General features: G+C 47.9%; 20 protein-coding genes and 1 pseudogene. 7 read left to right on the top strand and 14 right to left on the bottom strand.

Translation table 11 applies throughout. The features are described 5' to 3' along the window. Positions 1 to 11: 11 nt before the first annotated feature. The 8 genes from BBD42_RS21560 to BBD42_RS21520 form a co-directional block, all read right to left on the bottom strand. Positions 12 to 821, bottom strand: a complete 810-nt coding sequence (locus BBD42_RS21560) for a metal ABC transporter permease (RefSeq protein ID WP_099519823.1) — start codon at positions 819 to 821, stop codon at positions 12 to 14. Then, a complete protein-coding gene (locus tag BBD42_RS21555; protein ID WP_099519822.1) occupies positions 805 to 1,650 on the bottom strand; it encodes a metal ABC transporter ATP-binding protein in 846 nt (281 codons plus the stop codon). The genes BBD42_RS21560 and BBD42_RS21555 overlap by 17 nt, the downstream gene beginning before the upstream one ends. 120 nt (positions 1,651 to 1,770) lie before the next feature. Next, positions 1,771 to 2,808, bottom strand: coding sequence for a metal ABC transporter solute-binding protein, Zn/Mn family (locus BBD42_RS21550; RefSeq protein WP_099519821.1), 1,038 nt, complete (start codon positions 2,806 to 2,808; stop codon positions 1,771 to 1,773). A 356-nt stretch (positions 2,809 to 3,164) separates the two neighbouring features. Next, the gene (gene metG, locus BBD42_RS21540; RefSeq protein WP_099521744.1) at positions 3,165 to 5,180 is read right to left on the bottom strand and encodes a methionine--tRNA ligase; all 2,016 of its coding nucleotides are present in this window, start codon (positions 5,178 to 5,180) and stop codon (positions 3,165 to 3,167) included. Positions 5,181 to 5,576: 396 nt separating this feature from the next. After that, entirely contained in the window at positions 5,577 to 5,846 is a 270-nt protein-coding gene (gene yidD / locus BBD42_RS21535) for a membrane protein insertion efficiency factor YidD (protein ID WP_099519819.1), read from the bottom strand. After that, a complete protein-coding gene (locus tag BBD42_RS21530; protein ID WP_099519818.1) occupies positions 5,846 to 6,298 on the bottom strand; it encodes a Fur family transcriptional regulator in 453 nt (150 codons plus the stop codon). Before BBD42_RS21530 ends, yidD begins: the two co-directional genes overlap by 1 nt. A gap of 90 nt (positions 6,299 to 6,388) precedes the next feature. After that, on the bottom strand, positions 6,389 to 6,613 hold the full coding sequence (locus tag BBD42_RS21525) for a hypothetical protein (RefSeq protein ID WP_099519817.1): 225 nt from the start codon (positions 6,611 to 6,613) through the stop codon (positions 6,389 to 6,391). A 33-nt stretch (positions 6,614 to 6,646) separates the two neighbouring features. Beyond that, a complete protein-coding gene (locus BBD42_RS21520; RefSeq protein WP_046231914.1) occupies positions 6,647 to 6,847 on the bottom strand; it encodes a hypothetical protein in 201 nt (66 codons plus the stop codon). 276 nt (positions 6,848 to 7,123) lie between these two features. On the opposite strand from BBD42_RS21520, the gene BBD42_RS21515 reads away from it, so the two are divergent. Together BBD42_RS21515 and BBD42_RS21510 are read left to right on the top strand one after the other, a co-directional pair. Next, positions 7,124 to 7,819, top strand: coding sequence for a response regulator transcription factor (locus BBD42_RS21515; protein WP_099519816.1), 696 nt, complete (start codon positions 7,124 to 7,126; stop codon positions 7,817 to 7,819). Then, positions 7,809 to 8,885 carry a HAMP domain-containing sensor histidine kinase gene (locus tag BBD42_RS21510; RefSeq protein WP_237163190.1) on the top strand — a complete coding sequence of 359 codons (1,077 nt, stop codon included), beginning with the start codon at positions 7,809 to 7,811 and terminating at the stop codon, positions 8,883 to 8,885. The genes BBD42_RS21515 and BBD42_RS21510 overlap by 11 nt, the downstream gene beginning before the upstream one ends. A gap of 33 nt (positions 8,886 to 8,918) precedes the next feature. Here BBD42_RS21510 and BBD42_RS21505 read toward each other — a convergent pair whose 3' ends face one another. After that, a complete protein-coding gene (locus BBD42_RS21505) occupies positions 8,919 to 9,500 on the bottom strand; it encodes a class I SAM-dependent methyltransferase (protein ID WP_481855894.1) in 582 nt (193 codons plus the stop codon). Positions 9,501 to 9,771: 271 nt separating this feature from the next. On the opposite strand from BBD42_RS21505, the gene BBD42_RS21500 reads away from it, so the two are divergent. Next, positions 9,772 to 10,458: a response regulator transcription factor gene (locus BBD42_RS21500; protein ID WP_099519815.1), complete on the top strand. Its 687-nt coding sequence runs from the start codon at positions 9,772 to 9,774 to the stop codon at positions 10,456 to 10,458. Beyond that, positions 10,442 to 11,851: a HAMP domain-containing sensor histidine kinase gene (locus BBD42_RS21495; protein WP_099519814.1), complete on the top strand. Its 1,410-nt coding sequence runs from the start codon at positions 10,442 to 10,444 to the stop codon at positions 11,849 to 11,851. Before BBD42_RS21500 ends, BBD42_RS21495 begins: the two co-directional genes overlap by 17 nt. 767 nt (positions 11,852 to 12,618) lie before the next feature. Here the strand turns inward: BBD42_RS21495 and BBD42_RS21490 are convergent. Beyond that, positions 12,619 to 12,960: a winged helix-turn-helix transcriptional regulator gene (locus tag BBD42_RS21490; protein WP_099519813.1), complete on the bottom strand. Its 342-nt coding sequence runs from the start codon at positions 12,958 to 12,960 to the stop codon at positions 12,619 to 12,621. A gap of 105 nt (positions 12,961 to 13,065) precedes the next feature. On the opposite strand from BBD42_RS21490, the gene BBD42_RS21485 reads away from it, so the two are divergent. Then, complete coding sequence (locus BBD42_RS21485; RefSeq protein ID WP_099519812.1) at positions 13,066 to 13,980, top strand: arginase family protein; 915 nt, start codon at positions 13,066 to 13,068, stop codon at positions 13,978 to 13,980. Between the two features lie 221 nt (positions 13,981 to 14,201). Continuing rightward, positions 14,202 to 14,945, top strand: coding sequence for a hypothetical protein (locus BBD42_RS21480; RefSeq protein ID WP_099519811.1), 744 nt, complete (start codon positions 14,202 to 14,204; stop codon positions 14,943 to 14,945). Between the two features lie 134 nt (positions 14,946 to 15,079). Here BBD42_RS21480 and BBD42_RS21475 read toward each other — a convergent pair whose 3' ends face one another. Both BBD42_RS21475 and BBD42_RS21470 read right to left on the bottom strand, forming a co-directional pair. Continuing rightward, positions 15,080 to 15,880: an IucA/IucC family C-terminal-domain containing protein gene (locus tag BBD42_RS21475; protein WP_150131579.1), complete on the bottom strand. Its 801-nt coding sequence runs from the start codon at positions 15,878 to 15,880 to the stop codon at positions 15,080 to 15,082. Further along, complete coding sequence (locus BBD42_RS21470) at positions 15,867 to 17,822, bottom strand: AraC family transcriptional regulator (RefSeq protein ID WP_099519809.1); 1,956 nt, start codon at positions 17,820 to 17,822, stop codon at positions 15,867 to 15,869. Before BBD42_RS21470 ends, BBD42_RS21475 begins: the two co-directional genes overlap by 14 nt. A 311-nt stretch (positions 17,823 to 18,133) precedes the next feature. Between BBD42_RS21470 and BBD42_RS32900 the strand changes: the two are divergent. Then, positions 18,134 to 18,214: pseudogene (locus BBD42_RS32900) on the top strand (winged helix-turn-helix transcriptional regulator); the annotation flags it as partial. 15 nt (positions 18,215 to 18,229) lie between these two features. Here BBD42_RS32900 and BBD42_RS21460 read toward each other — a convergent pair. Both BBD42_RS21460 and BBD42_RS21455 read right to left on the bottom strand, forming a co-directional pair. Further along, positions 18,230 to 18,793 (bottom strand): NAD(P)H-dependent oxidoreductase, encoded by a 564-nt coding sequence (locus BBD42_RS21460; RefSeq protein ID WP_099519808.1) that lies wholly within the window; start codon positions 18,791 to 18,793, stop codon positions 18,230 to 18,232. A gap of 143 nt (positions 18,794 to 18,936) precedes the next feature. After that, positions 18,937 to 20,277 carry an FAD-dependent oxidoreductase gene (locus BBD42_RS21455; RefSeq protein WP_099519807.1) on the bottom strand — a complete coding sequence of 447 codons (1,341 nt, stop codon included), beginning with the start codon at positions 20,275 to 20,277 and terminating at the stop codon, positions 18,937 to 18,939. Position 20,278: the final 1 nt, after the last annotated feature.

Raw genomic sequence — 20,278 nt, 5'->3', positions numbered from 1 at the left:
CTCGATTTTGATTAACTCCCTGTTCTTATTCCCCGCTTGAACAGCAAGAGGCCCAGCAAAATAACAATGAGCAGAAGCACGATCGTGCCGCCCGGAGCCAAATTCCAAACCCCTGCAATCATCAAGCCGCAAATAACGGCAATTTCACCAATAATGACGACGGTAATAATGCTCTGCCGAAAGCTGCGCGCAATAATAAGACTGCAAGCCGCTGGAATCGTCAGCAGTGCAGACACTAGCAGCGCTCCAACAATTTTGATGGAAGCACTAATGACAAGCGCGGTTAGCACGCTAATCATAACATTATAAAAACGGACGGGCAACCCGCTCACCGCTGCTGCATCCTCATCAAAAGTGAGCAAAAACAGCTCCTTCACCTGCAGCCTGATGGCTACAAGAACGATAACCGTTACTACGGCAATCGTAATTAAATCGATGTTGCTCAACGTATAAATGCTGCCAAACAAATAGCCTGTAACATTGACATTAAAGCCCTTGCCCATCGTGAACAAAATCGAAGCCAGCGCAACGCCGCCAGACATAATAATCGCAATGGACAGTTCGGCATAGGATTTATAAGCTTTCCTCAGCTTTTCAATCGCAAACGAAGCTGCAACAGCGAACAGCAGGCCTACTGCAACCGGATATACCCCAATTAAGAAACCAAGCGCAACGCCCGCAATGGATACATGCGACAGCGTATCGCCGATCATGGACAAACGGCGCAGCACGAGAAAAATGCCCATTAGCGGCGCTGTCACTCCGATAAGCACGCCGCCAATCAGCGCCCTTTGAAAAAATTCGCTAGTAACGATCTCCAACCTGAACAACCTCTTCTCTGCTATCCATTTCCTGACGAAGCCCGCGCAGGCTGTGAGTCAGATCATCTTGCGCACAATTTTGCAAATCATGCGAATGCTTTTTGTAAAACTTCAGCTTGCCGCTTTGCGCTGCCTGATGCAGCCCCAAATAAGTACGGATCATCTCCATATCATGGGACACCATGAGGAAGGTGATATTGTGATGCTGATGCATATGCTTGATCATATGGAAAAAGCTTTCCTGCGTCTCAGCATCGATCCCCACGGTAGGCTCATCCAAAATAAGCAGCGACGGATTGTTAATAAGCGCCCGCGCCAAGAAAGCACGCTGCTGCTGGCCGCCGGACAGCTGGCCGATCCGCTTATCCGCCAAATCCTCGATTTTCATCGCATGCAGGGCGTCATCTGCCTTTAAGTGATCGCTCTTCGTAATACGGCGAAACAGCTTATTGCGGCCGTAAAGGCCCGATAGCACCACTTCGCGAACCGTCGCTGGAAAAAGGGGATTAAACGCATTTTTTTGCGGCACATAACCGATTTTTTCCCATGCCTTAAACTGGCCTACCGGCTCGCCGAACAAACGAATGACGCCGCTCTCCGGCTTTAGCAAGCCGACAATCATTTTGAGCAGCGTTGTTTTTCCCGCGCCATTCGAGCCAATCAGCCCGATAAAATCACGCTCGCGAACGCTCAAATTAAGTCCGGTAATGACGCGCTGCTGCTGGTAGGAGAAGGTAACGCCCTCCAGCGATATAATATCCTGATGGCAGTCTCCTGCCGGGCTGGAAAGCAAGTCCGCTTCTGGCAGCCTCTCTGTCACTTGTTGCATCCTGTCAACCTCCCTTGCTTTTTACTATATTGCTATACTTCCCTGATTATATCATTTATAAAGCGCCGTTTACCTAGAGGCTGCCACGAAATAAAATGCCGTTAATTTCCTCGCAGCTCCTTATTGCAGTGCTTTCAGAAGATTTTGCAAATTCGCTTCCATCAGCGTAATGTAGGTATCGCCATTTTTCTCCTGCTCTGGCGTCAGTCCTTCTACTGGGTTCAGCATCAAGGTGTCTACCTTCGCTTCGCTCGCGAGCGTATCCGCAAGTGCCGGAGATACAAGCTCCTCGAAGAAAATATAGCGAATGCCTTGTTCCTTCACAAATTTGGCGATGTTCAGCAAATCCTGCGCTCTAGGCTCAGCATCAGCCGATAATCCCATTATTGCCGTTTGCGTCAAGCCATAGTCGCGGGCTAAATAACCAAACGCCTGATGGGATACTACGATATCCTTCATCGTCGTTTTGGACAGCTCCTGCTCGAACTTCGCATCGAGTGCTGCAAGCTTGCTGTGCAGCGCTTCGTAGTTCGCCTCATATTCGGTTTTGTGGGCACTGTCCACTTGAATGAGGCTATTTTTCACATTTTCAGCCATAATGATTGCCGATTTGGGGCTGACCCAAGTATGCGGATCGACATCGAGAGCGTGCTCATGATCATGCTCGTCAGCAGCTGCACCGTCTGCCTCGTCGCTATGCTCTTCATGATCCGCATGCTCCTCTGCCGTTTCTGCGCTGTGATCATGCTCATGCTCTTCCTCTGAATTGCCTTGAATCAGTTCGATACCTTTGCTCATTTCGGCCGTAATAATCGTCTGATCGTTAGGCAATCCTTTCAGAAAGCTGTCCGTCCAGCCTTCCAGCCCTGCACCATTGTACAGAAACAGCTGCGCTTTGGAAGCGGTGCTGAGATCCTGGCTTTTCGGCGTCCAATCATGCGGCTCCACTCCTGCCGGGATGAGGTTGACGACATTGACATATTCACCGCCAATTTCGGAAGCGAAATAATAGAGAGGATAAAAACTAGTTACGACATTCGTCTTGCCTTCTACGATAGAAGACTTCGAATTGCTGCCGCATGCGGACAGCACAAGAACAACCGACAACAATAAAGCGGCCATAGCCGTTATTTTCTTGCTTGAAAATACCTTTTTCATTTCGCAAATGCTCCATTTCTGTGAAAACCGTTTTCTTTTAAAATATAAGAATTTATAAGTTTTACAATTATCATTAGGCTTATATTTCTCGTAGTGAAACGCGCTCTTAAGCCAAAGGACGGCGACAGCCGTTTCAACTTGCTAATCGTTATGATTACGTTCAGATTATACGAGTGCTTGGCATCACTGTCAACTGCTATTCGCATGTTCCCAGTCTCTTCTAAGCAGATTGCTAAGCGAGTATGGCAGTTGTGTGTCTATTCCGCTTCCGCTTCATTCGTATGATAAAAAGAGAACCGAAGCGGAATAGCTCCGCCCGGTTCTCTCTTATGCTGCTTGCTTTACTGCAATTCCTTTTATTTCACAACAGCGCCATTTGGCATATCGTCCGGCACCGTCGCCAGCGTAAGCTGGTCGCCGTGCGACGCAGCCAGAATCATCCCCTGCGACAATTCTCCCCGCAGCTTCACCGGCTTCAGGTTCGTCACGCAAATCACCTTGCGGCCGACAATCGACTCCGGCGTATAAAATTTCGCAATGCCCGAAACGACCTGGCGCTGCTCATAACCGAGATCGAGCTGCAGCTTCAGCAGCTTGTCGGCTTTCTTCACAGGCTCGGCAGCAATGACTTGCGCCACTCGCAGCTCTACCTTGGCGAAATCGTCGATGCCGATTTCTTCCTTGCTTTCTACCGGAGCCGCATCTGCTGCGGCTCCTTCCGCTCCAGCGCCAGCCGCTTGCTGCGCGGCTTCCGGCTGAGCTTCCGCTTTGGCAACGCCGCCGCCCATCTCGGCTGCGATAAAAGCAACCTCATCCGCCGTCTCCAGGCGCGGGAACAGCGGACTGTCCTTCTGCACCCGCGTGCCTGCCGGCAGCTGCCCGAATGTGCGCATGCTCTCCCATGACGTCAGCTCGCCCGGCTCAATGCCGAGCTGCTTCCACAGCTCGCGCGGCGCATGCGTCAGGAACGGCTGGAGCATAATCGATGTGATGCGCAGCGCTTCCGCCAAATGCTGCATGACCGCAGCCAGCTCCGCGCGCTTGCCTTCATCCTTCGCCAGCGTCCACGGCTGCGTCTCATCAATATATTTGTTCGTCCGGCTGACGAACTGCCAGATCGCTGCGAGCGCTACGGAAAACTCCATGTTTTCCATAGCAGCCTCTACAGAAGCAATCGTATCCTGCGCCAGCGCTTCAAGCGAAGCGTCGAATGGCGTAATTTGACCGGCATAAACTGGAATCTCGCCGTCAAAATATTTATCAATCATCGCAACGGTACGGTTAAGCAAATTGCCGAGGTCGTTGGCAAGATCAAAGTTAATGCGCTCGACGAAGTTTTCCGGCGTAAACGTGCCATCGGCGCCGAAAGGCACCTCGCGCAGCAAATAATAGCGGACAGCATCGAGGCCATAACGGTCGATCAGCATAACCGGGTCCACAACATTGCCCTTGGATTTCGACATTTTGCCGTCCTTCATGAGCAGCCAGCCATGGGCAAATACTTTTTTCGGAATCGGAAGATTGAGTGCCATGAGCATAATCGGCCAATAAATCGTATGGAAACGAACGATTTCCTTGCCCACGAGATGGACATCCGCCGGCCAGAAGCGCTCATATTTAGCCGCAGCCTCGGGATCATCGCTGCCATAGCCAAGCGCCGTAATATAGTTGGACAATGCATCAATCCACACATAGATGACATGCTTCGCATCGCCTGGCACTTTAACGCCCCAATCGAACGTCGTACGCGATACGGCTAGATCCTCCAAGCCCGGCTTGATGAAATTGTTGATCATTTCGTTTTTGCGTGATTCCGGCTGAATAAAATGAGGGTTGTCCTCATATAGCTTAAGCAGGCGGTCTGCATATTTGCTCATCCGGAAAAAATAGCTCTCTTCCTTTACGAGCTCGACCGGGCGTCCGCAATCCGGACAATTGCCGTTTTCAAGCTGGCGCTCCAGGAAAAAGGATTCACACGGCGTACAGTACCAGCCTTCATATGTGCCCTTATAAATATCGTCTTGCTTCAGCAGCTGGTCAAAAATTTTCTCAACGACCTTCTTATGGCGCTCCTCCGTCGTGCGAATAAAATCATCATTGGAAATTTCCAGCTTCGCCCACAAGCTTTTTATGCCGACAACGATATCATCAACGAATTGCTGAGGCGTCTTGCCTTGCTCCTGTGCTTTGCGCTCGATTTTCTGCCCATGCTCATCGGTTCCAGTCAGGAACCAGACGTCGTAGCCGCGCAGCCGCTTGTATCTTGCCATCGCGTCGCCCGCCACCGTCGTATACGCATGCCCAATATGCAGCTTGTCGCTCGGATAATAAATCGGCGTAGTCAAATAAAATGTTTTGTTGTCATTCGCCATTTCAGCAGCCTCCCAAATTTTCATTCTAAAAACACATAAAAACGCAAAAAACTCCCGTCCATCATGGGACGAGAGTATAAAACTCACGTGGTACCACCCAAATTCCCCTTGCATCTTCTCCTGATTCGCAGAAAAAAGCGCAATGGCTTCGTGTGCCGCCGATTGAAGGCGGACAATACCGTTAACGCCGGTCAAACGCTGCTCTCTTACCCGCTTCCGCCTAGTCAAACCTAGGGCAGCGCGCTGCTCAAAAGCAGATCCTCCAGGACCATCTTCCAACTTTGCCCGTACCGGCTCGCACCTTATTGCCCGGCTCTCTGCAACGCAGCTTCCATTGTACTTATCCATTCATCAGACTCATATATGACAAAATATACCGAACAGCCAGCCCTTCTGTCAAGTAGGCTGATCGCCCTCGCTCTGCTTCCCGCCCTTTACGGGAGGAACCGGATCGTAGCCTCCAGCGTGAAACGGGTGACAGCGGCTAATCCGCCGCGCTGCAAGCCATGAGCCCCTGAGCACGCCGTGCTTCTCAATAGCCTCCAGCGCATAGGCGGAGCATGTTGGAGCAAAGCGGCAGGAGGGCGGCAAATGCGGTGAAATCGCTTTGCGGTAAAAATGAATCGGCGCCTGAGCGACACGTCTGGCAACAGGTCTTTTTTCCATTAGCTTTGCGCTGCTGCTTCTTCCTGATCACAGTCTTTACAATAACCGAACACTTCAAACTTGTGCTTAACGATTCGGAAATCAGCGGGCGCAGTCGTCTGTTCCATTGGGCAGCATAAAATCGGGTACGTTTTGCCGCAGTTCAGACAAATCATATGGTGGTGGTGGTCATGCTCGCGGCAATGCAGCTTGAACTTGACGCCCTCCTCGAACACTACCTGCTCCAGCACGCCCAGCTCCTCCATGACACGCAAGTTGCGGTATACGGTATCAAAGCTAAGCCCGGAATAAGACTTTCCCATGTATTCATAAACGTCCTTAGGGGCCAAGTAGCCTGGCGATTCTGCGAATAGCTTGGCCAGCGTCTTGCGCTGGTCGGTAATGCGCAGTCCTTGGCTCGACATGATTCTCACAATATCTTCAATGGTATGCGTATGTGCATGTGTACTCATGCGACAAACCTCCTGCCTTTGAAATCTCTTTCTCCCATAATGCCGAAAAAAAAGACTCTCGTCAATGAGAGCCTTCCTGCCGCTGCTTTTTTAACCGTTCAACCGCATATTAATAAGGAAGCTCGCGACCATGGCCACAAACAAAATCAGGCTGATAATCCCAAACGTCAGTCGTATTTTGTGCGCCTTGCGAAGCTTGTCCTCGTTGCCTGTTTCCAGCTTGGCAAGCGTATAAGAGCGCTGCATAAAAAGAAATAAAATTAATGAAGTGACAAAAAACATATTGATGATAAACCATACCGCTGTCCAAAACATATCGACGCCTCCTCTAACCGCAAATTCCCTCAGCTACAGGAACCATCGATTTAATATCCACATAAATACAACGAAGCTGACAACTGCCCCACCGATGCATATCCAACCGGAACGGAACCGCTGCCCGAACATACGTAAAATGCCAAAGCTCAGCAATCCGAAAATGAGCAGCAAAAAAACGACGCCCAAAATAAATAACGCTGGCGATACATTGCTGACATCTACTAAACTCACGCGATACACTCCCCCATAATATTTCTATCTAGCATTATAAGGGATTTGCCCTGCATAAAGCCAGTGCTAACGATAGGTGTGCCGCCACTTTCCTGCCATAAGTAACGAATTTGTCACGATTGCTTGAACTTGTTGACTGAATGCCATTGCAAATGGCGGGACTTGACTGCAGTTAATCTTCAGAATAACTTCAGAATTACCTTATTAAAATCTAAAGCTTTATAAAGTAAGCTAGAAGCAGCGTCTACAAATATGAAAGCTAAAGGAGATAGATGCATGAAAATGACCATTTTAGTAGCTGAGGATGAACAGGAAATTCGCGACGTCCTTCACATTTATTTGCGGAACGAAGGCTATCTTGTGCGGGAAGCAACGGACGGGACGCAGGCTTTAAAAATGGTTCAGCAGGAAAACATTGATCTGATTATTCTCGATATTATGATGCCTCATTTGGATGGCATTCAGGCTTGCCTCAAAATCCGCGAAATATCGAATGTTCCTATCATTATGCTCTCTGCTAAAGGGGAGGATTTAGATAAAATTATGGGTCTTTCCACAGGCGCAGATGATTATGTAACGAAACCATTTAACCCTCTTGAGCTGATCGCCCGGGTAAAAGCCCAAATCAGGCGGCAGCATTTCTCTTCCAGCAACCCCGCCATTAATGACTCTGAAATAGCTATGGATGATTTGGTCATTAATCGCGACCAGCATAGCGTTGTCGTGCGCGGCGATGAAAAATCGTTAACCCCTATTGAATTTTCTATTCTGGAATTGCTAGCGATGCACCGGGGGCACGTTTTTAACGTCGATAAAATCTATCAAAGCGTCTGGAAGGAGCATACCGCGTTTTATTCGGAAAATACAGTGATGGTTCATATACGCAACATCCGCGAGAAAATCGAGGTCAATCCTAGAGAGCCGCAATATATTAAGACGGTCTGGGGAGTGGGATACAAAATTGAAAAATAAGCTATGGGCTTATTTATTCGGTAAAAAAAGCATTCGCGTCCAGATGCTTTGGGCTTTTATTTTCAGCCTGATACTAGCTACTTTATTCAGCACGATCTATTCCATGCAGCGACCCCAATCAGGTTTTATTTATAAATTTTTGCCTTTAGGCATTTTCGTGCTCTCTTTTTGGTTCAGCTTCATATTAATGACCCGCCGTACGATCCGTTATTTCAAGACCATTACCGATGGCCTCAAAGCAATGTCCTTCGGGAATTTAAACTACCGGATTCCGTTATCCAGCCAAGATGAATTAGGGCATGTAGCACAAAATATCAATGATATGGCGGAACAACTGCAAAGCAAGCTGGAGCGGGAGCGACAGCTGGAAAAATCGAAAATGGAACTGATCACCTCCGTTTCGCATGATTTGCGAACACCGCTGACCAGCATTATCGGCTATCTGGATTTATTGAAAACCCACTCCTTCCAAGATGTTCAGGAGCAAGAAAGGTATATCGACAATGCGTATAACAAAACCCAGCAGTTGAAAAAGCTCATTGACGATTTATTCGAATATACGCGGCTGAGCGACCCGGATGTCCATTTATCTTTTCAGGAAATCGATTTCAACAGATTATTGGCGCAGCTTGTTACTGAATTTGAGCCTGTAGCTCAGGAACAGAACATTATCATAAAAAAAGCGTTGCCTGCTGTACCTGTCATAGCTCTTATGGATACTGGAAAAATGGTCAGAGCGATCGACAATTTATTAATGAATGCCTTGAAATTTTCCGTGAAGCCCGGAGAAATCACCGTACAGCTTTTTGTTCAAGAAGGACGAATTACTTTAAGTATTGAAAATATGGGCCAACCGATAACGAAGGAGCAGGAGGAGCAGTTGTTTGAACGATTTTATAAAATGCAGCCCTCCCGCAACCATGCCCAGATGCCTGCCGGCTTTGGCCTTGGCCTATCGATTGCTAAACATATCGTCGAGCTGCACAATGGACGGATCTGGCTTAACCATGATCAGGGGCATTATGCGTTTTGCGCCGAGTTTAAGCACCCGCAGCAGCAGCTTTAAGCTCCCAGCTTGCTCTTCATGATGTCTCTTCTATTACTGCACCTCCTTTTTACGGCAAACATATACAAATGCGGGAGGCATGTTTAAGGGCACGAATGTAATTTTCTCAATTTCAAAGTGCTTTTTAAGCTGCGATCTCATCTGCAAGGAATATTGAAAAGCAATGAATAGACCGTCATCTTTAAGGGATACGAGAATTTGCTCTATCAGCTTGTCTCGCAGCATTTGCGGGAAATTGGTAAATGGCAGTCCGCTAATAATGCAGTCCAACTGCTTGACCGCTTCCATATGCAGCGAGGCTTGGAGATAGCTGCTGTCTTCATAGCTTGAAAATTCGGGATAATGCTCCTGCAATTGTTCACGCATATAAGGATCTTTTTCAAAAAGGATAACCTTAGTCGCTTTCTTTTTGGCTGCCTGAATGTATTTGGTTATCGCACCAGTACCAGCTCCCAACTCCGCAATACTCGTTGCTTTGTTCCAGGGAACTGACTCCAGCATTTTTTTCGCGAGAAATTTGGAGCTTGGCGTTACGCTGCCGATTTGTCTGGGCGAACGCAAAAATTTAGTTAGAAAAAGCAGTTTTTCCTGTTTCCAACTGTTTACATTTATCACTATCGTATCCCCCTTTATTTCACTGTCCTTATGCTATCCAAAAAATCTGAATATAAAGTGAGGGGGAAACTAAAGGAATTCTGAAGATTCTGAATGAATACGGTGGCAGCGAAGATTATGGCGGAATCCCTCCCCCGACATGCCCCTGACTCAATGGACGTTTAAAATATGTGTCAGCATGAAGCGCAGCGTATAGTCATTCCCTAGCTAAGGCGGTATACTTTTTTTCAGAGGTGACTGTATGTTAGACCGCCACATCGGAGGATGACTTATGAATACAATTATGATTGTCGAAGACGAGGACGCCATCTCCCGGGTGCTCGCAGCCTATATACGCAAGGCGGGATTTGATTGCCGCATCTATCGCAACGGACGGGAAGCCATTGAAGCTTTTGATGCGGCAGCTCCTACGCTCGTTATTCTCGATGTTATGCTGCCGGGCATGAATGGCTGGGAAGTGTTGAACCATATTCGCTACAAAAGCGCTTGTCCCGTCATTATGCTGACAGCTAGAAGCGATGTTAGCGACCGGATTCTTGGGCTTAACGAAGGGGCGGATGATTATATGACGAAGCCGTTTGAGCCAGAAGAGGTTGTTGCCCGCATTCATGCGGTGCTCAGACGGCCGCCCCGATCACTTGTCAGCTCGGAGCAGGTTACGTTTGGGAGCATTCGCATCGATTTTAAATCACACACCGTTTATTTGAACGGCGCCAGCCTTTCGATTACTCCCCGTGATCTGTCGCTGCTCATGTTCCTTGCTGAGCATCCGAACCAGATTTTTTACCGCGAGCAGTTAATCGATAAAGTATGGGGCATGGATTATGAGGGCAGTGATCGTGCGGTAGATCTGGCCATCAAGCGTTTGCGCAAGCTGCTGCTGCATTGGCCGCCAGAAGAAGGAGAAATCCGCACCCTGCGGGGGACGGGGTATATGCTGTATGCCAACACCCAATAATCGCCGCCAAACGCTGCTCAGCCGCTGGACTTTTCGCTATGTGCTCACCTTATTCATAGGGCTGCTTATCATTGGTTTGGTATCGATTTTCTGGATTCGCCAGGAGACGCTGCATGAGCGGAAGCAAAATCTCAAAGCCTTTGCACAGGTCGCCTCGCAGTATGTCAGCCAAGAAAGTGGACAAATCGTCATTCCGGGCCATTTCTATGAATGGATCGACCGCACCCAGCGCCGCTACTCGCTGCCGGGACAATTTTCATTGCGCGTATTTGATCATAACGGGACCGCTATTTTTATTAAACAGGGTCCCAGAGACAGAGATGCTGCTCCACCGCTCCCTCCACTTTCGGGTGAGTTGAATGTCACCCTATCAGATGATCAATATACGCTGACCACGCCAATATGGGGCAAAAACAAAGAGGAGCCCATCGGATCGGTTGCCATTTCTTACGACTACAAGGAGTTAGTCCATGTTAATCAGAATTACGGCCTCATCGGTTCACTGCTGCTTGGCTCAGGCTTGCTGGGCTGGCTTATCATCTACTTTCTGTCGCGAAATTTAAGAAGGCCGATTAAGCAGCTTGCTGAAGCGCTGAATCAGATGGAGGCTGGCAATTATCAGGTAGTCGTACCTAACCCTGTGAAGGAAAAGGAAATACACGACCTGCTGGTGTCGTTCCAGACGATGGCTGCGCGCCTGGGCACATTGGAAGAGCTGCGGACGGAGCTGCTTGCCGGCGTGACCCATGAGCTGAAAACACCGATTTCCTCCATTCATGGCCTGATTCATGCCGTTCGCGATCAAGTGGTTGCGGAGGAGGAAGCAGAGGAATTTCTGGAAATTTCCTTGCAGCAGACACGCAGGCTTCAGCATATGGTCACTGATCTGCTTGATTTCAATGCCTTCGCTTCCGGCAAAATCAGCGTCCGCCAGGACACGCTTGATCTCGGCAAGCTAGTTGGCGAAATTGTATACCAATGGGGACTGCTGGATCCTGTAGAGGGGCTCGAGCTATCAGCCGATATTCCAAACGGTGCTTTCCTGGCTGTCGGAGATGCCAGCCGCATTCAGCAAATTATTGTGAATTTGCTGAACAATAGCAGGCAAGCGCTGCAAGGCCAAGGCTTCATTCATGTCTCCCTTTCGCAATTTCCAGCTGGCAGCTATGAAATAATCGTGCAGGATAACGGTCCAGGCATATCGGAAGAGGAGCAAAAAAATATTTTCGAGCGATACTTTCGCGGTGAGCGTAAAAAGCTTGCTGTCGGCGGCCTCGGCCTCGGTCTGACCTACAGCCGAATGCTTGCCATTGCCATGGGCGGCCAGCTGAATTTGAAGCACAGCACACCGCAGGGAACGACGTTTCAGCTACTACTCCCTAAGCAGCCGTAGCCATTCGTTAGGCCGTTTCGGGGCGTCCAGCCATTTAGGAGACTAGCCATCTTAGCGTCTGCCAATTAATTAGGGTCAGCCAGCATCTGGCTGGCACTTTTCTTTGCAATCGTATGGCTACTTAAGTAAGTATTAAATAGCCCACGCCTAGGGCGTGTATGCAAACATGAACGAGCTAAATCCAAGCCGAATTTAGTCTCAAACGTATTGCCTCTACTGCGGGAAATGCCATCCCTCATGGATATGTATTAAAACATAAGGACCGAAAGGTAGCTTTATGTGCTTTAGGTACTTCATTTCTTATGCGCTGCTTTTCAGGGGTTTACCCCCTCGCTGCACAATGATCGACTTGGCGGACACAGAGGCGGCTATTTCAATAGAATCACGGGTTTTGGCACAGGATTCGGACTCAGGAGACGCTAATGTGCTGCCAGAAGCCATTTTGAGGGGATGATGTGGGCAATAGCGGATTTCCTGTCCGCAAAAGGTCCGAAACCGGATTAAAAGCCACAATAGCGGAACCTCAGTCCTTCAGAAAAGAGTTGAGCGTCCCCAGGCTGCGTTTTCTACACTTTAGTGTTTTCAGCATTAGTTTTTCAGCATTAGTGTACTCCGCAATAATGTTTAAACCACAATGGCATGCTTCGCTTCCGTAAATCTTTAATCGTCAGATGAGTCAGATGAGAGTGTCCTCGAATAAGCGCTACACAAGGCGCTGCAACACGGCTCCGGTTTGCAAATACGCCTATCTGGCAACTGAAATGGATTTAATTATTTTGGTTTTTTTCTCCCCATTCACATAGCTGTTCCAAAACGGGTAATAGCGTTTCCGCTTTATCGGTAAGACTGTATTCGACTTTAGGCGGAACCTGAGGATACTCTTTCCGATTCACCAAACCGTCCGCTTCCAATTCTTTAAGGTGTGAACTCAATGTTTTATAAGTAATCGTTCCTATCTGTCTTTTCAGATCATTAAAGCGAACCGGCTGGTTTTCTGCCAGAAGATAAATGATAACCATTTTCCATTTACCACCAATAACTGACACTGTATAACCAAAAGGTGTATCTTGAATATTTTTAACTTTCCCTCTATATTCAGCCATACTCATATTCACACTATCCTTTCGGGTAGTACCTATCCATAAAGTGCGTACTACGTTTTAATTTACGTTCAGTTTATACTAGCCTTACTTTGACGTAAAGGAGAACAAAACATGACTAATAAAACAATACGCCTGTTAATGCCACAATGGCAAGGCGGCGACAACCCTAACTATTCTTTTGGAGCCGAACTGCTCGCTTGGCTAGCTCCGGACAATGATCAACCCCTTATTCATGTGCCCGTGCAGGCATATAATGGCACTCCGCTTGAAAACGAGAACGGTATAAAAGGGAGACAACAGCTGCTTGAACAATTAGAGGCTGCTCAGCATATCATTAATGCTCATAAGCCAGATCGCATTATCATGTTTGGTGGCGACTGCTTAGTCGAACAAGCCCCATTTGCCTATTTGAACGAACGCTACGGCGGGGAATTAGGCTTAATTTGGATCGATGCTCATAGTGATCTAGTTAGATATGTGGGCTATGATAACGGACATACTTTGCCGCTTGGGAATTTGTTGGGAGAAGGGGATGAGGAGTTCGCCAAACATGTGAAAATCCCTCTAAAGCCTGAAAATGTCTTTATTGCGGGATTAGCAGCTCCAACAGAGCAGGAGTTTGAAGTAATTTCAGAAGCATTTCAAAGACTAGGAATAGCCCCTGTCGAATCAGACACCGAAATGATTCAAAGACTAGGTATTAAAACCGCAGGCACCGCTGAGCTATTAAGCAGCACGGAATCTATAAAGAAGTGGATTAAAGAAAGCGGCATTAAGCACTTAGCGATACATCTCGATTTAGATGTGCTTGATCCCAAAGCATTTCGTTCTTTATTGTTCGCGAATCCAGAAGCCCCTTATCCTTATTCTCCTGCGGGAACGATGCAAATGCCTCAACTTCTACAGCTAATTAAACAACTATCTGAAGAAACAGATGTAGTTGGATTAGGCATAACGGAACATTTGCCGTGGGATGCGATTAACTTGAAAAATCTGCTCGGAGAGATTCCTATTTTTAATCAGTAGAGTCTTCATCGGTAATTATAATAGAACACTATTCTGCTTAATCATAAAATACACTTTCGCGCTTTAAGTTTGCGAGGGTGTATTTTTATGTGGCCGCACATGCAAAAATCATGATTGGTTGGCGTTTCCATCCCCCATTCTCTCTCAACATCTTCCTGACACATAGCTATATTAATCTAAGTCCAGAACAACATCCCCCCATTTGAGAGGAGCTTCCCCCTATGAAAGCCAAAAAAACGATCGTCACCCTGCTGATCCTGCTTGCGGTGAGTGCAGGTGCCGTTCAATTGACCACGGCCAACGGCAGTAATGCCAACCCCGACAATAAGACGAATGAGGCAACAACTCCAGCCCAAGTCCATAAGCAGAAAAAACCGGACAAACATCCCCCCTCCTCCCCGGTTTCTGAAAAAGCTAAGCCATCCGCTCATGCCGGGTCTGGATCGGGAACGGGCATCAGCACAACCGATCAGAACGGTTATACCATCTCGATCGAAGGCGGTTTTGACACCGATTCTGTGGATCATGGCCGACCCGTTGTACTCATAGCTGCCGCGCTTGGCGTATCTACCGAAGTATTCCGTGAAGCTTTCAGCGGTGTAACACCTGCGGGCACCGAAAGCGGCGGCCCTACCTCTGAGCAGGCACAATCCAATAAAGCCGCTCTGCTCAAGGTGCTTGCTCCCTATGGCATTACCAACGACCGTCTGGATGAGGTATCGAACTACTACCGCTATAACGGCAGCAAGGGCGAGTTATGGACGCATACGGCGGCGACCGCTACAACCCTATTAACGAACGGCAAAGTGACCGGAATCAAAATCACAAATGCAGGTGCAGGCTATTCCTCCGCTCCTACGATAACCATCACTGGACCAACGGGCACCTTCTCCGCCACCACTACCGTTTCCTATACAACGGATTTCAAGACAAACGGCAGTCTTACTGCAATTAAGTTAAATTAAAAAAGCAAAAAAAGCTGCTATCGGTACCATACCGATAGCAGCTTTTCTGCTGAAACTTATTATCGTATCCCTAGGATCCACACATGAATCTTCAACGATTGAATTTGCAATCGTCTAGTTACCCTGCCCTTTTGTCAACAACAATTGAGCTTCTTCGGGCAAGCTCTGCAGTATTCTGAGGACATTTCGTAATAAAAGCAGCAGGTTTGACGAATAGAGGCCAACATTTCTCCGGCCCTGCCTGCCTTGGCCGATTTTGCAAACTTCGCAAGCGGGTTGCGGCGTTCTCCAAATAGGGCCGCTGGTGCAGTTTCTGTCAAAAACTTAAAGTCGTCATGAAGACGCTGTATAACAGATGGTTCGCCCTCTGCTTCCTCCAAACCCTCCTCATATAGCGGAGCCACACGGACAAATGCATTTTCCCACAAAATCGCCAGCGGAACTTTGCCAGCTGCAGATAAAGAACGAAATAAAGGTGAAAGATGCTCCGCAAATAGCTGACGCAGCATCTGCTCCCGCCATTCGAGCCGCTTTCCCGCCTCTGGCTCAGAAATCTCCAGTCCATCAATGCTCAAATTAGGAAACTTGGAGCCGCTTACCTTACTTTCACTTTCATCAGGCGAAGCCAGTCGGCAGTTATTTAACGTTAACAGCAAGCTCTTGTTATATACCGTCATCGCATACAAAACAGGTGCAACGTATAGAAAAGCATAGCGCTTCGCAAGCATGGATGCTGCTACTCTTCTCGTTGGCGCGCCTATTTCACTTGCTAGTCGATCCAGATAGGACTTACATTTCTCTAGGTCTAGCAAGTCTTGGGCTGCAATGGAAAGAGCAGCAGGCGGTTCCTCTTTCTCAGGCGCAAACTTGAAGCTGGCTTCAAGCTCTTTCCACTGTGCAGGTGAAAGATTAACCGGCATATTATCGCGTTCCAAGGAAAATTTCTGCAGTTCTATCCACAATCATATTAATCGCGATCGGCCCATAATAAGCAATCCAAATGTTCGAATCTACTTCATATACTTGATTATTTTTCACCGCTTCAACACTTTTCCAAGTTTCAGTCTGCTGGAACTCCTCAACGACCTCCTTGAACATGTCATCATGTACGAGGAAATAATGGTCTGCCCCTACTTCTGGAAAAGCTTCAAACGAAATTTGATAAGCCGTATCCTTCTCATCGAGCACCTGCTGTGGAGCAGACAAACCTAGATCGTTATATAAAATGTCCCCTGTGCGATGGCTCGGCGTATGAATCCGTATGACTTCATCACGTGGACGAATGAGCGCAACGTTCTGGTCTCCAAGCTTGGCCTTAAGCTCTTCCTTCAGCTTGACTGTTTTCTCGTTATAAGCTTCCAGAACAGCACTCGCTTCTTCCGATTTTCCTGTAATTTTACCGAAGGTCGTTAAGGTATCGCGCCAATTTTCATCAAAATCGAGCATGATGGTAGGTGCTATTTTAGACAAGCTATCATATACTTTTTCTTGAAACTCTGTACAAATGATTAAATCCGGCTCCATGGCAGCAATAGCTTCCAAATTCGGCTCATCCCTCGTACCAAGCAATTTAACATCCGTCAGCTTCTCGGATAAATACTCAGGGAAATCGGTTTTATCTGCCGCAGCTTTCACACTGCCCGCCGGCTGCTCGCTTAACGTCACCAGTTGGTCCACAAATTTAGTATCAAGCACCGCAATTTTCGTAGGATGCTGCTCCAGCGTTATTTCACCCTTTGCATGTTTAATAACGACCGGATATGCTTGTTGTGCCGTTTGCGCAGCGTTTGTATTGGTTGAAACGGCACTCGTTGGGCTTGCTCCCCCTGTATTGTTCCCTGAACTATTGCCTGGCGCAGTTGCACATGCACTCAGCAACAAGATTAAGCTCAACATCAAACTGACCGCTAAAATAGACCCCTTGCTCCTATTCATTCCTAAAACTCCCCCGCTAATATGTTGATAATGATTATCACGCTCATTATTATAGGAGAGATTAGGACGGGAGCCAATGGAATATCCCGACACATAGGATGAACTTATGCGACGGTTTTGCCTAAAATAAAGCGGGGAAACACCGCAAAACTTCTTAAAAGCCCGGCTAAAATAATAACTGTCTCCGTAACCTACCGATTCGGCGATCGCCTTTAGCGGTAAATTCGTATTCAATAACATCGCTTGCGCATGGTCCATACGGATTCGGATTAAATATTCAAGCGGCCCAATACTCAGCTTCGCCTTAAATAAGCGCTGCAGCTGCCTTTCGCTGCAATGAAGGGTACTTGCTATATCCTGAAGGCTGATGGGCTCCGCATAACGCTCCTCCATAAACCGAATCGTCTGGCTAACGTAGTTTGGCTGGGCCATCGGCGCTCCCTCATGCGCATGGAGCTGCAGCAGGAGGTCGTACACCAATTGGTGAAAAATAGCTCGCACATGGAATTTCTCCAATTGGGCATCCAGCAGCCAATAGGTGTGCATTTGCTCTATTTTCGCAAGGACACCGAGGGGATAGTTAGGAGCAAAGCCATATTGCATTTGGAAAGGATTATTGTCCCTATACACATTGAGCAGCTCTTTGCGGCTGGGCACAGCGAGAACGGCTTTATAAAAAATCATATAATAATCGAATGGCTCAGCGACCTGGTTAATGTCGATCGTTGCGCCTTTCCCAGCGTGGCACACATAACAGCGATCGACGATATGCTCGGTACCGTCAATGAGGACTCTTGCCTCTCCAGCAACAGCTACCAAGAAGGCGCTCGCCGGCAAACGGAAGCCTTGCACACGGTCATCCAATCGCAGCATAGACCGACGAACATCAAGCACCCGTATAGCCGCATGATTCCATAAGGGCAATTGTTCCTGCAACTTCATTATGTTCACCTTCCATGTCTATTTACCGCATCTATATACCACAGCTTCTTACCACTGCCAACTCTTTCATTATAGTAAGAATCATTCTCATTTTCAAAGAGTTTTTAAGCTGCCGCCAGCGTATTAGCTGCATAAGCAGAGGCTAATAGCTGGCGTGGAACCACGCGTAAATGGCTGGCGCCGTCCTCTGGCGGCAAAATTACCGTTTTGAGGGTGGAATATAGAGAAAGAATGAAAAAAATCATATCCTATCCTATATAAAAAAAACACCCATTTCGGATAAACATAATCCTAAATAGGTGGCAATAATAAAGCTGATTATTCTATATCGGCTGTCTGAAAATAAGATAATGCGGCACAATGAGCTGAAGCGCAGCATCGACACCGTAAGCGGAGCAGCGGCAGGGTTACAGGCTGTCAATAAAATTCACATAAGCCAATGCGTTTGTTTCTAGTTTGCTTGCAGACGTTTCCACGGCTGCACCAGGTTCATTTTCACCCGGCTCCGCTTCTATACCATAAAAAGCAAAATAGGAGCGATAATCAGCACTGCAATACAGGAAGGAAATTTCAAAAGGAGCCAATACTTGTGCAAGTGTGTAGCGATATTTCCCCTCTTCCCGATAATTCTCTTCTGTTGCTCCAGCGGATACCGCTAATGCCACTTTGCGATTTTTTAAATTGTCCCCACCTTTAGAACCGAAGGCCCATCCATAGGCTAAAACTTCATCCAACCATTTTTTAAGCAGAGGCGGACAATTAAACCAATAAATAGGGAACTGAAACACCAGATTGCCATGTGCTTCAACCAACTGTTGTTCTTTCGCCACGTCGATGTTTCCATCAGGGTAAGCCTTATGCAATTCATGTATCGTATATTTTTCCGGATATTTAGCAAGCTCTTCTATCCATCGCTTATTGATGACCGATGCTTCTATGCTGGGATGCGTGACAATAACGAGTGTTTTCAATGAATGATCCTCCTAAAATGTGATTGGCCTCTTGAGTATAAAGCGCAAACTGCGATTAGGTAAGTACGCACTTTAAGTACAGCTACTTACCTCAAGGTGAGTGTCAATCAGTCATCACACATAGGCAGTTGGCTAGGAGCCGCTTATATTGCCGCATGTGCTTTCCGCAGCTCATCCTGCAATTTGGCAATAGGTACATGAGCTGGCTCAACCCCAGTCAATACCGCTAAAGCTGCCGCTGTTCCAGCTGCCTGTCCGGTTGCCATACAGCTCGGGGTCAGGCGAGTTGTTGCGAGCGCCTCGTGTGAAGTCGAGATGCACCTTCCCGCCGCGAGCAAATTGGGCACATTATGGGAGAGCAGACAGCGAAGCGGAATGTCATAAGCGCCATCACCGGAAATAAAAGCAGCGGTTACCCCTTTTCCGGTTGGATCGTGGATATCAATGGGGTAGCCACTGCGTGCTATAACATCGCTGTGCTTTCTCCCCTCTATCACATCTTCCTTCGTGAGTGAATAATGGCCAACAATTCGCCGCGATTCCCTTATGCCGATTTGCGGAGCAACCGCTGAGATGGAAGCCCGCTCAAAACCGGGTACATCGCGCTGCAGAAACTCCGCCATCATCAACACCTGCCGTCGCCCCTCCTGTTCAGCAAATGTCAAATCCTCAACACTAGTCGCATCCAGCCCCTGCACCCGTGTACAGTTAATCAGCACCTCATCCTCGGCTGGCCCCGTAAAAAACAGAATCTGATCACGGTTAATGGGCAAATTGGCCTTCTTCCATTGCGAATAGAATCCGCTCACACCAGTCAGCGGCAGACCCGGCAGCTCTGAAAAAGGGGTTTTTTGATAAAAATCCTCCGGGTGGGCCATCATATATTGCTTTACTTTATCCAAACTAACACCGCGCATCCTGAACTTCATCGTCATCGGTTGTGCCTGTTGATCCAGGGTACGCCCATGAAGCGTTTCTGCCCCGGATAGGTAAGCCACGTCCGCATCACCGCTTGTATCCACAAATACTTTGGCACACACTTCCGTTCTGCCAGACTTATGGGTTACATGTACGGCCTCAATAACGCCTTCCCTCACCCCAACCTCGTCCACCATACTATGAAGCAGCAATTTGACGCCAGCCTCGCGCAGCATATCTGCCGCAATGACCTGATAAATTTCCGGATGATAAGGCGTCAGCGTATGAACGAAACCGACCGTATCCCTGAGATGGCCAGGCGAGCCTCCGCGAGCCTGCAGCCGATCTACAATTTCCTGTGCGATGCCTTTAATGACCTGCTCGCCGCTGCTCGTATGGAATGTCATCCATGGATAGACCATTGCTGCCGTAGACATGCCGCCAACAAAGCCATATCGTTCAATCAGCACGGTTCTCACACCTTGCCGGCCTGCAGCAATGGACGCGGCTATTCCTGCCGGCCCCCCGCCAACAACGACAACATCTGCCTCTATTTTGTTCTTCATT

Source organism: Paenibacillus sp. BIHB 4019, from assembly GCF_002741035.1.
Classification (GTDB): domain Bacteria; phylum Bacillota; class Bacilli; order Paenibacillales; family Paenibacillaceae; genus Pristimantibacillus.
This window is presented reverse-complemented; position numbering and strand designations above follow the sequence as displayed.

Excerpts from the sequence above, each read along its gene's own strand:
- BBD42_RS21455 (WP_099519807.1), bottom strand. The coding sequence starts at position 20,277 with ATGAAGAACAAAATAGAGGCAGATGTTGTCGTTGTTGGCGGGGGGCCG.
- BBD42_RS21550 (WP_099519821.1), bottom strand. The coding sequence starts at position 2,808 with ATGAAAAAGGTATTTTCAAGCAAGAAAATAACGGCTATGGCCGCTTTA.
- BBD42_RS21525 (WP_099519817.1), bottom strand. The coding sequence starts at position 6,613 with ATGTTTTGGACAGCGGTATGGTTTATCATCAATATGTTTTTTGTCACT.
- BBD42_RS21530 (WP_099519818.1), bottom strand. The coding sequence starts at position 6,298 with ATGAGTACACATGCACATACGCATACCATTGAAGATATTGTGAGAATC.
- BBD42_RS21490 (WP_099519813.1), bottom strand. The coding sequence starts at position 12,960 with ATGAGTATGGCTGAATATAGAGGGAAAGTTAAAAATATTCAAGATACA.
- BBD42_RS21555 (WP_099519822.1), bottom strand. The coding sequence starts at position 1,650 with ATGCAACAAGTGACAGAGAGGCTGCCAGAAGCGGACTTGCTTTCCAGC.
- metG (WP_099521744.1), bottom strand. The coding sequence starts at position 5,180 with ATGGCGAATGACAACAAAACATTTTATTTGACTACGCCGATTTATTAT.
- BBD42_RS21500 (WP_099519815.1), top strand. The coding sequence starts at position 9,772 with ATGAATACAATTATGATTGTCGAAGACGAGGACGCCATCTCCCGGGTG.
- BBD42_RS21495 (WP_099519814.1), top strand. The coding sequence starts at position 10,442 with ATGCCAACACCCAATAATCGCCGCCAAACGCTGCTCAGCCGCTGGACT.
- BBD42_RS21515 (WP_099519816.1), top strand. The coding sequence starts at position 7,124 with ATGAAAATGACCATTTTAGTAGCTGAGGATGAACAGGAAATTCGCGAC.
- BBD42_RS21485 (WP_099519812.1), top strand. The coding sequence starts at position 13,066 with ATGACTAATAAAACAATACGCCTGTTAATGCCACAATGGCAAGGCGGC.
- BBD42_RS21480 (WP_099519811.1), top strand. The coding sequence starts at position 14,202 with ATGAAAGCCAAAAAAACGATCGTCACCCTGCTGATCCTGCTTGCGGTG.
- yidD (WP_099519819.1), bottom strand. The coding sequence starts at position 5,846 with ATGGAAAAAAGACCTGTTGCCAGACGTGTCGCTCAGGCGCCGATTCAT.
- BBD42_RS21470 (WP_099519809.1), bottom strand. The coding sequence starts at position 17,822 with ATGAAGTTGCAGGAACAATTGCCCTTATGGAATCATGCGGCTATACGG.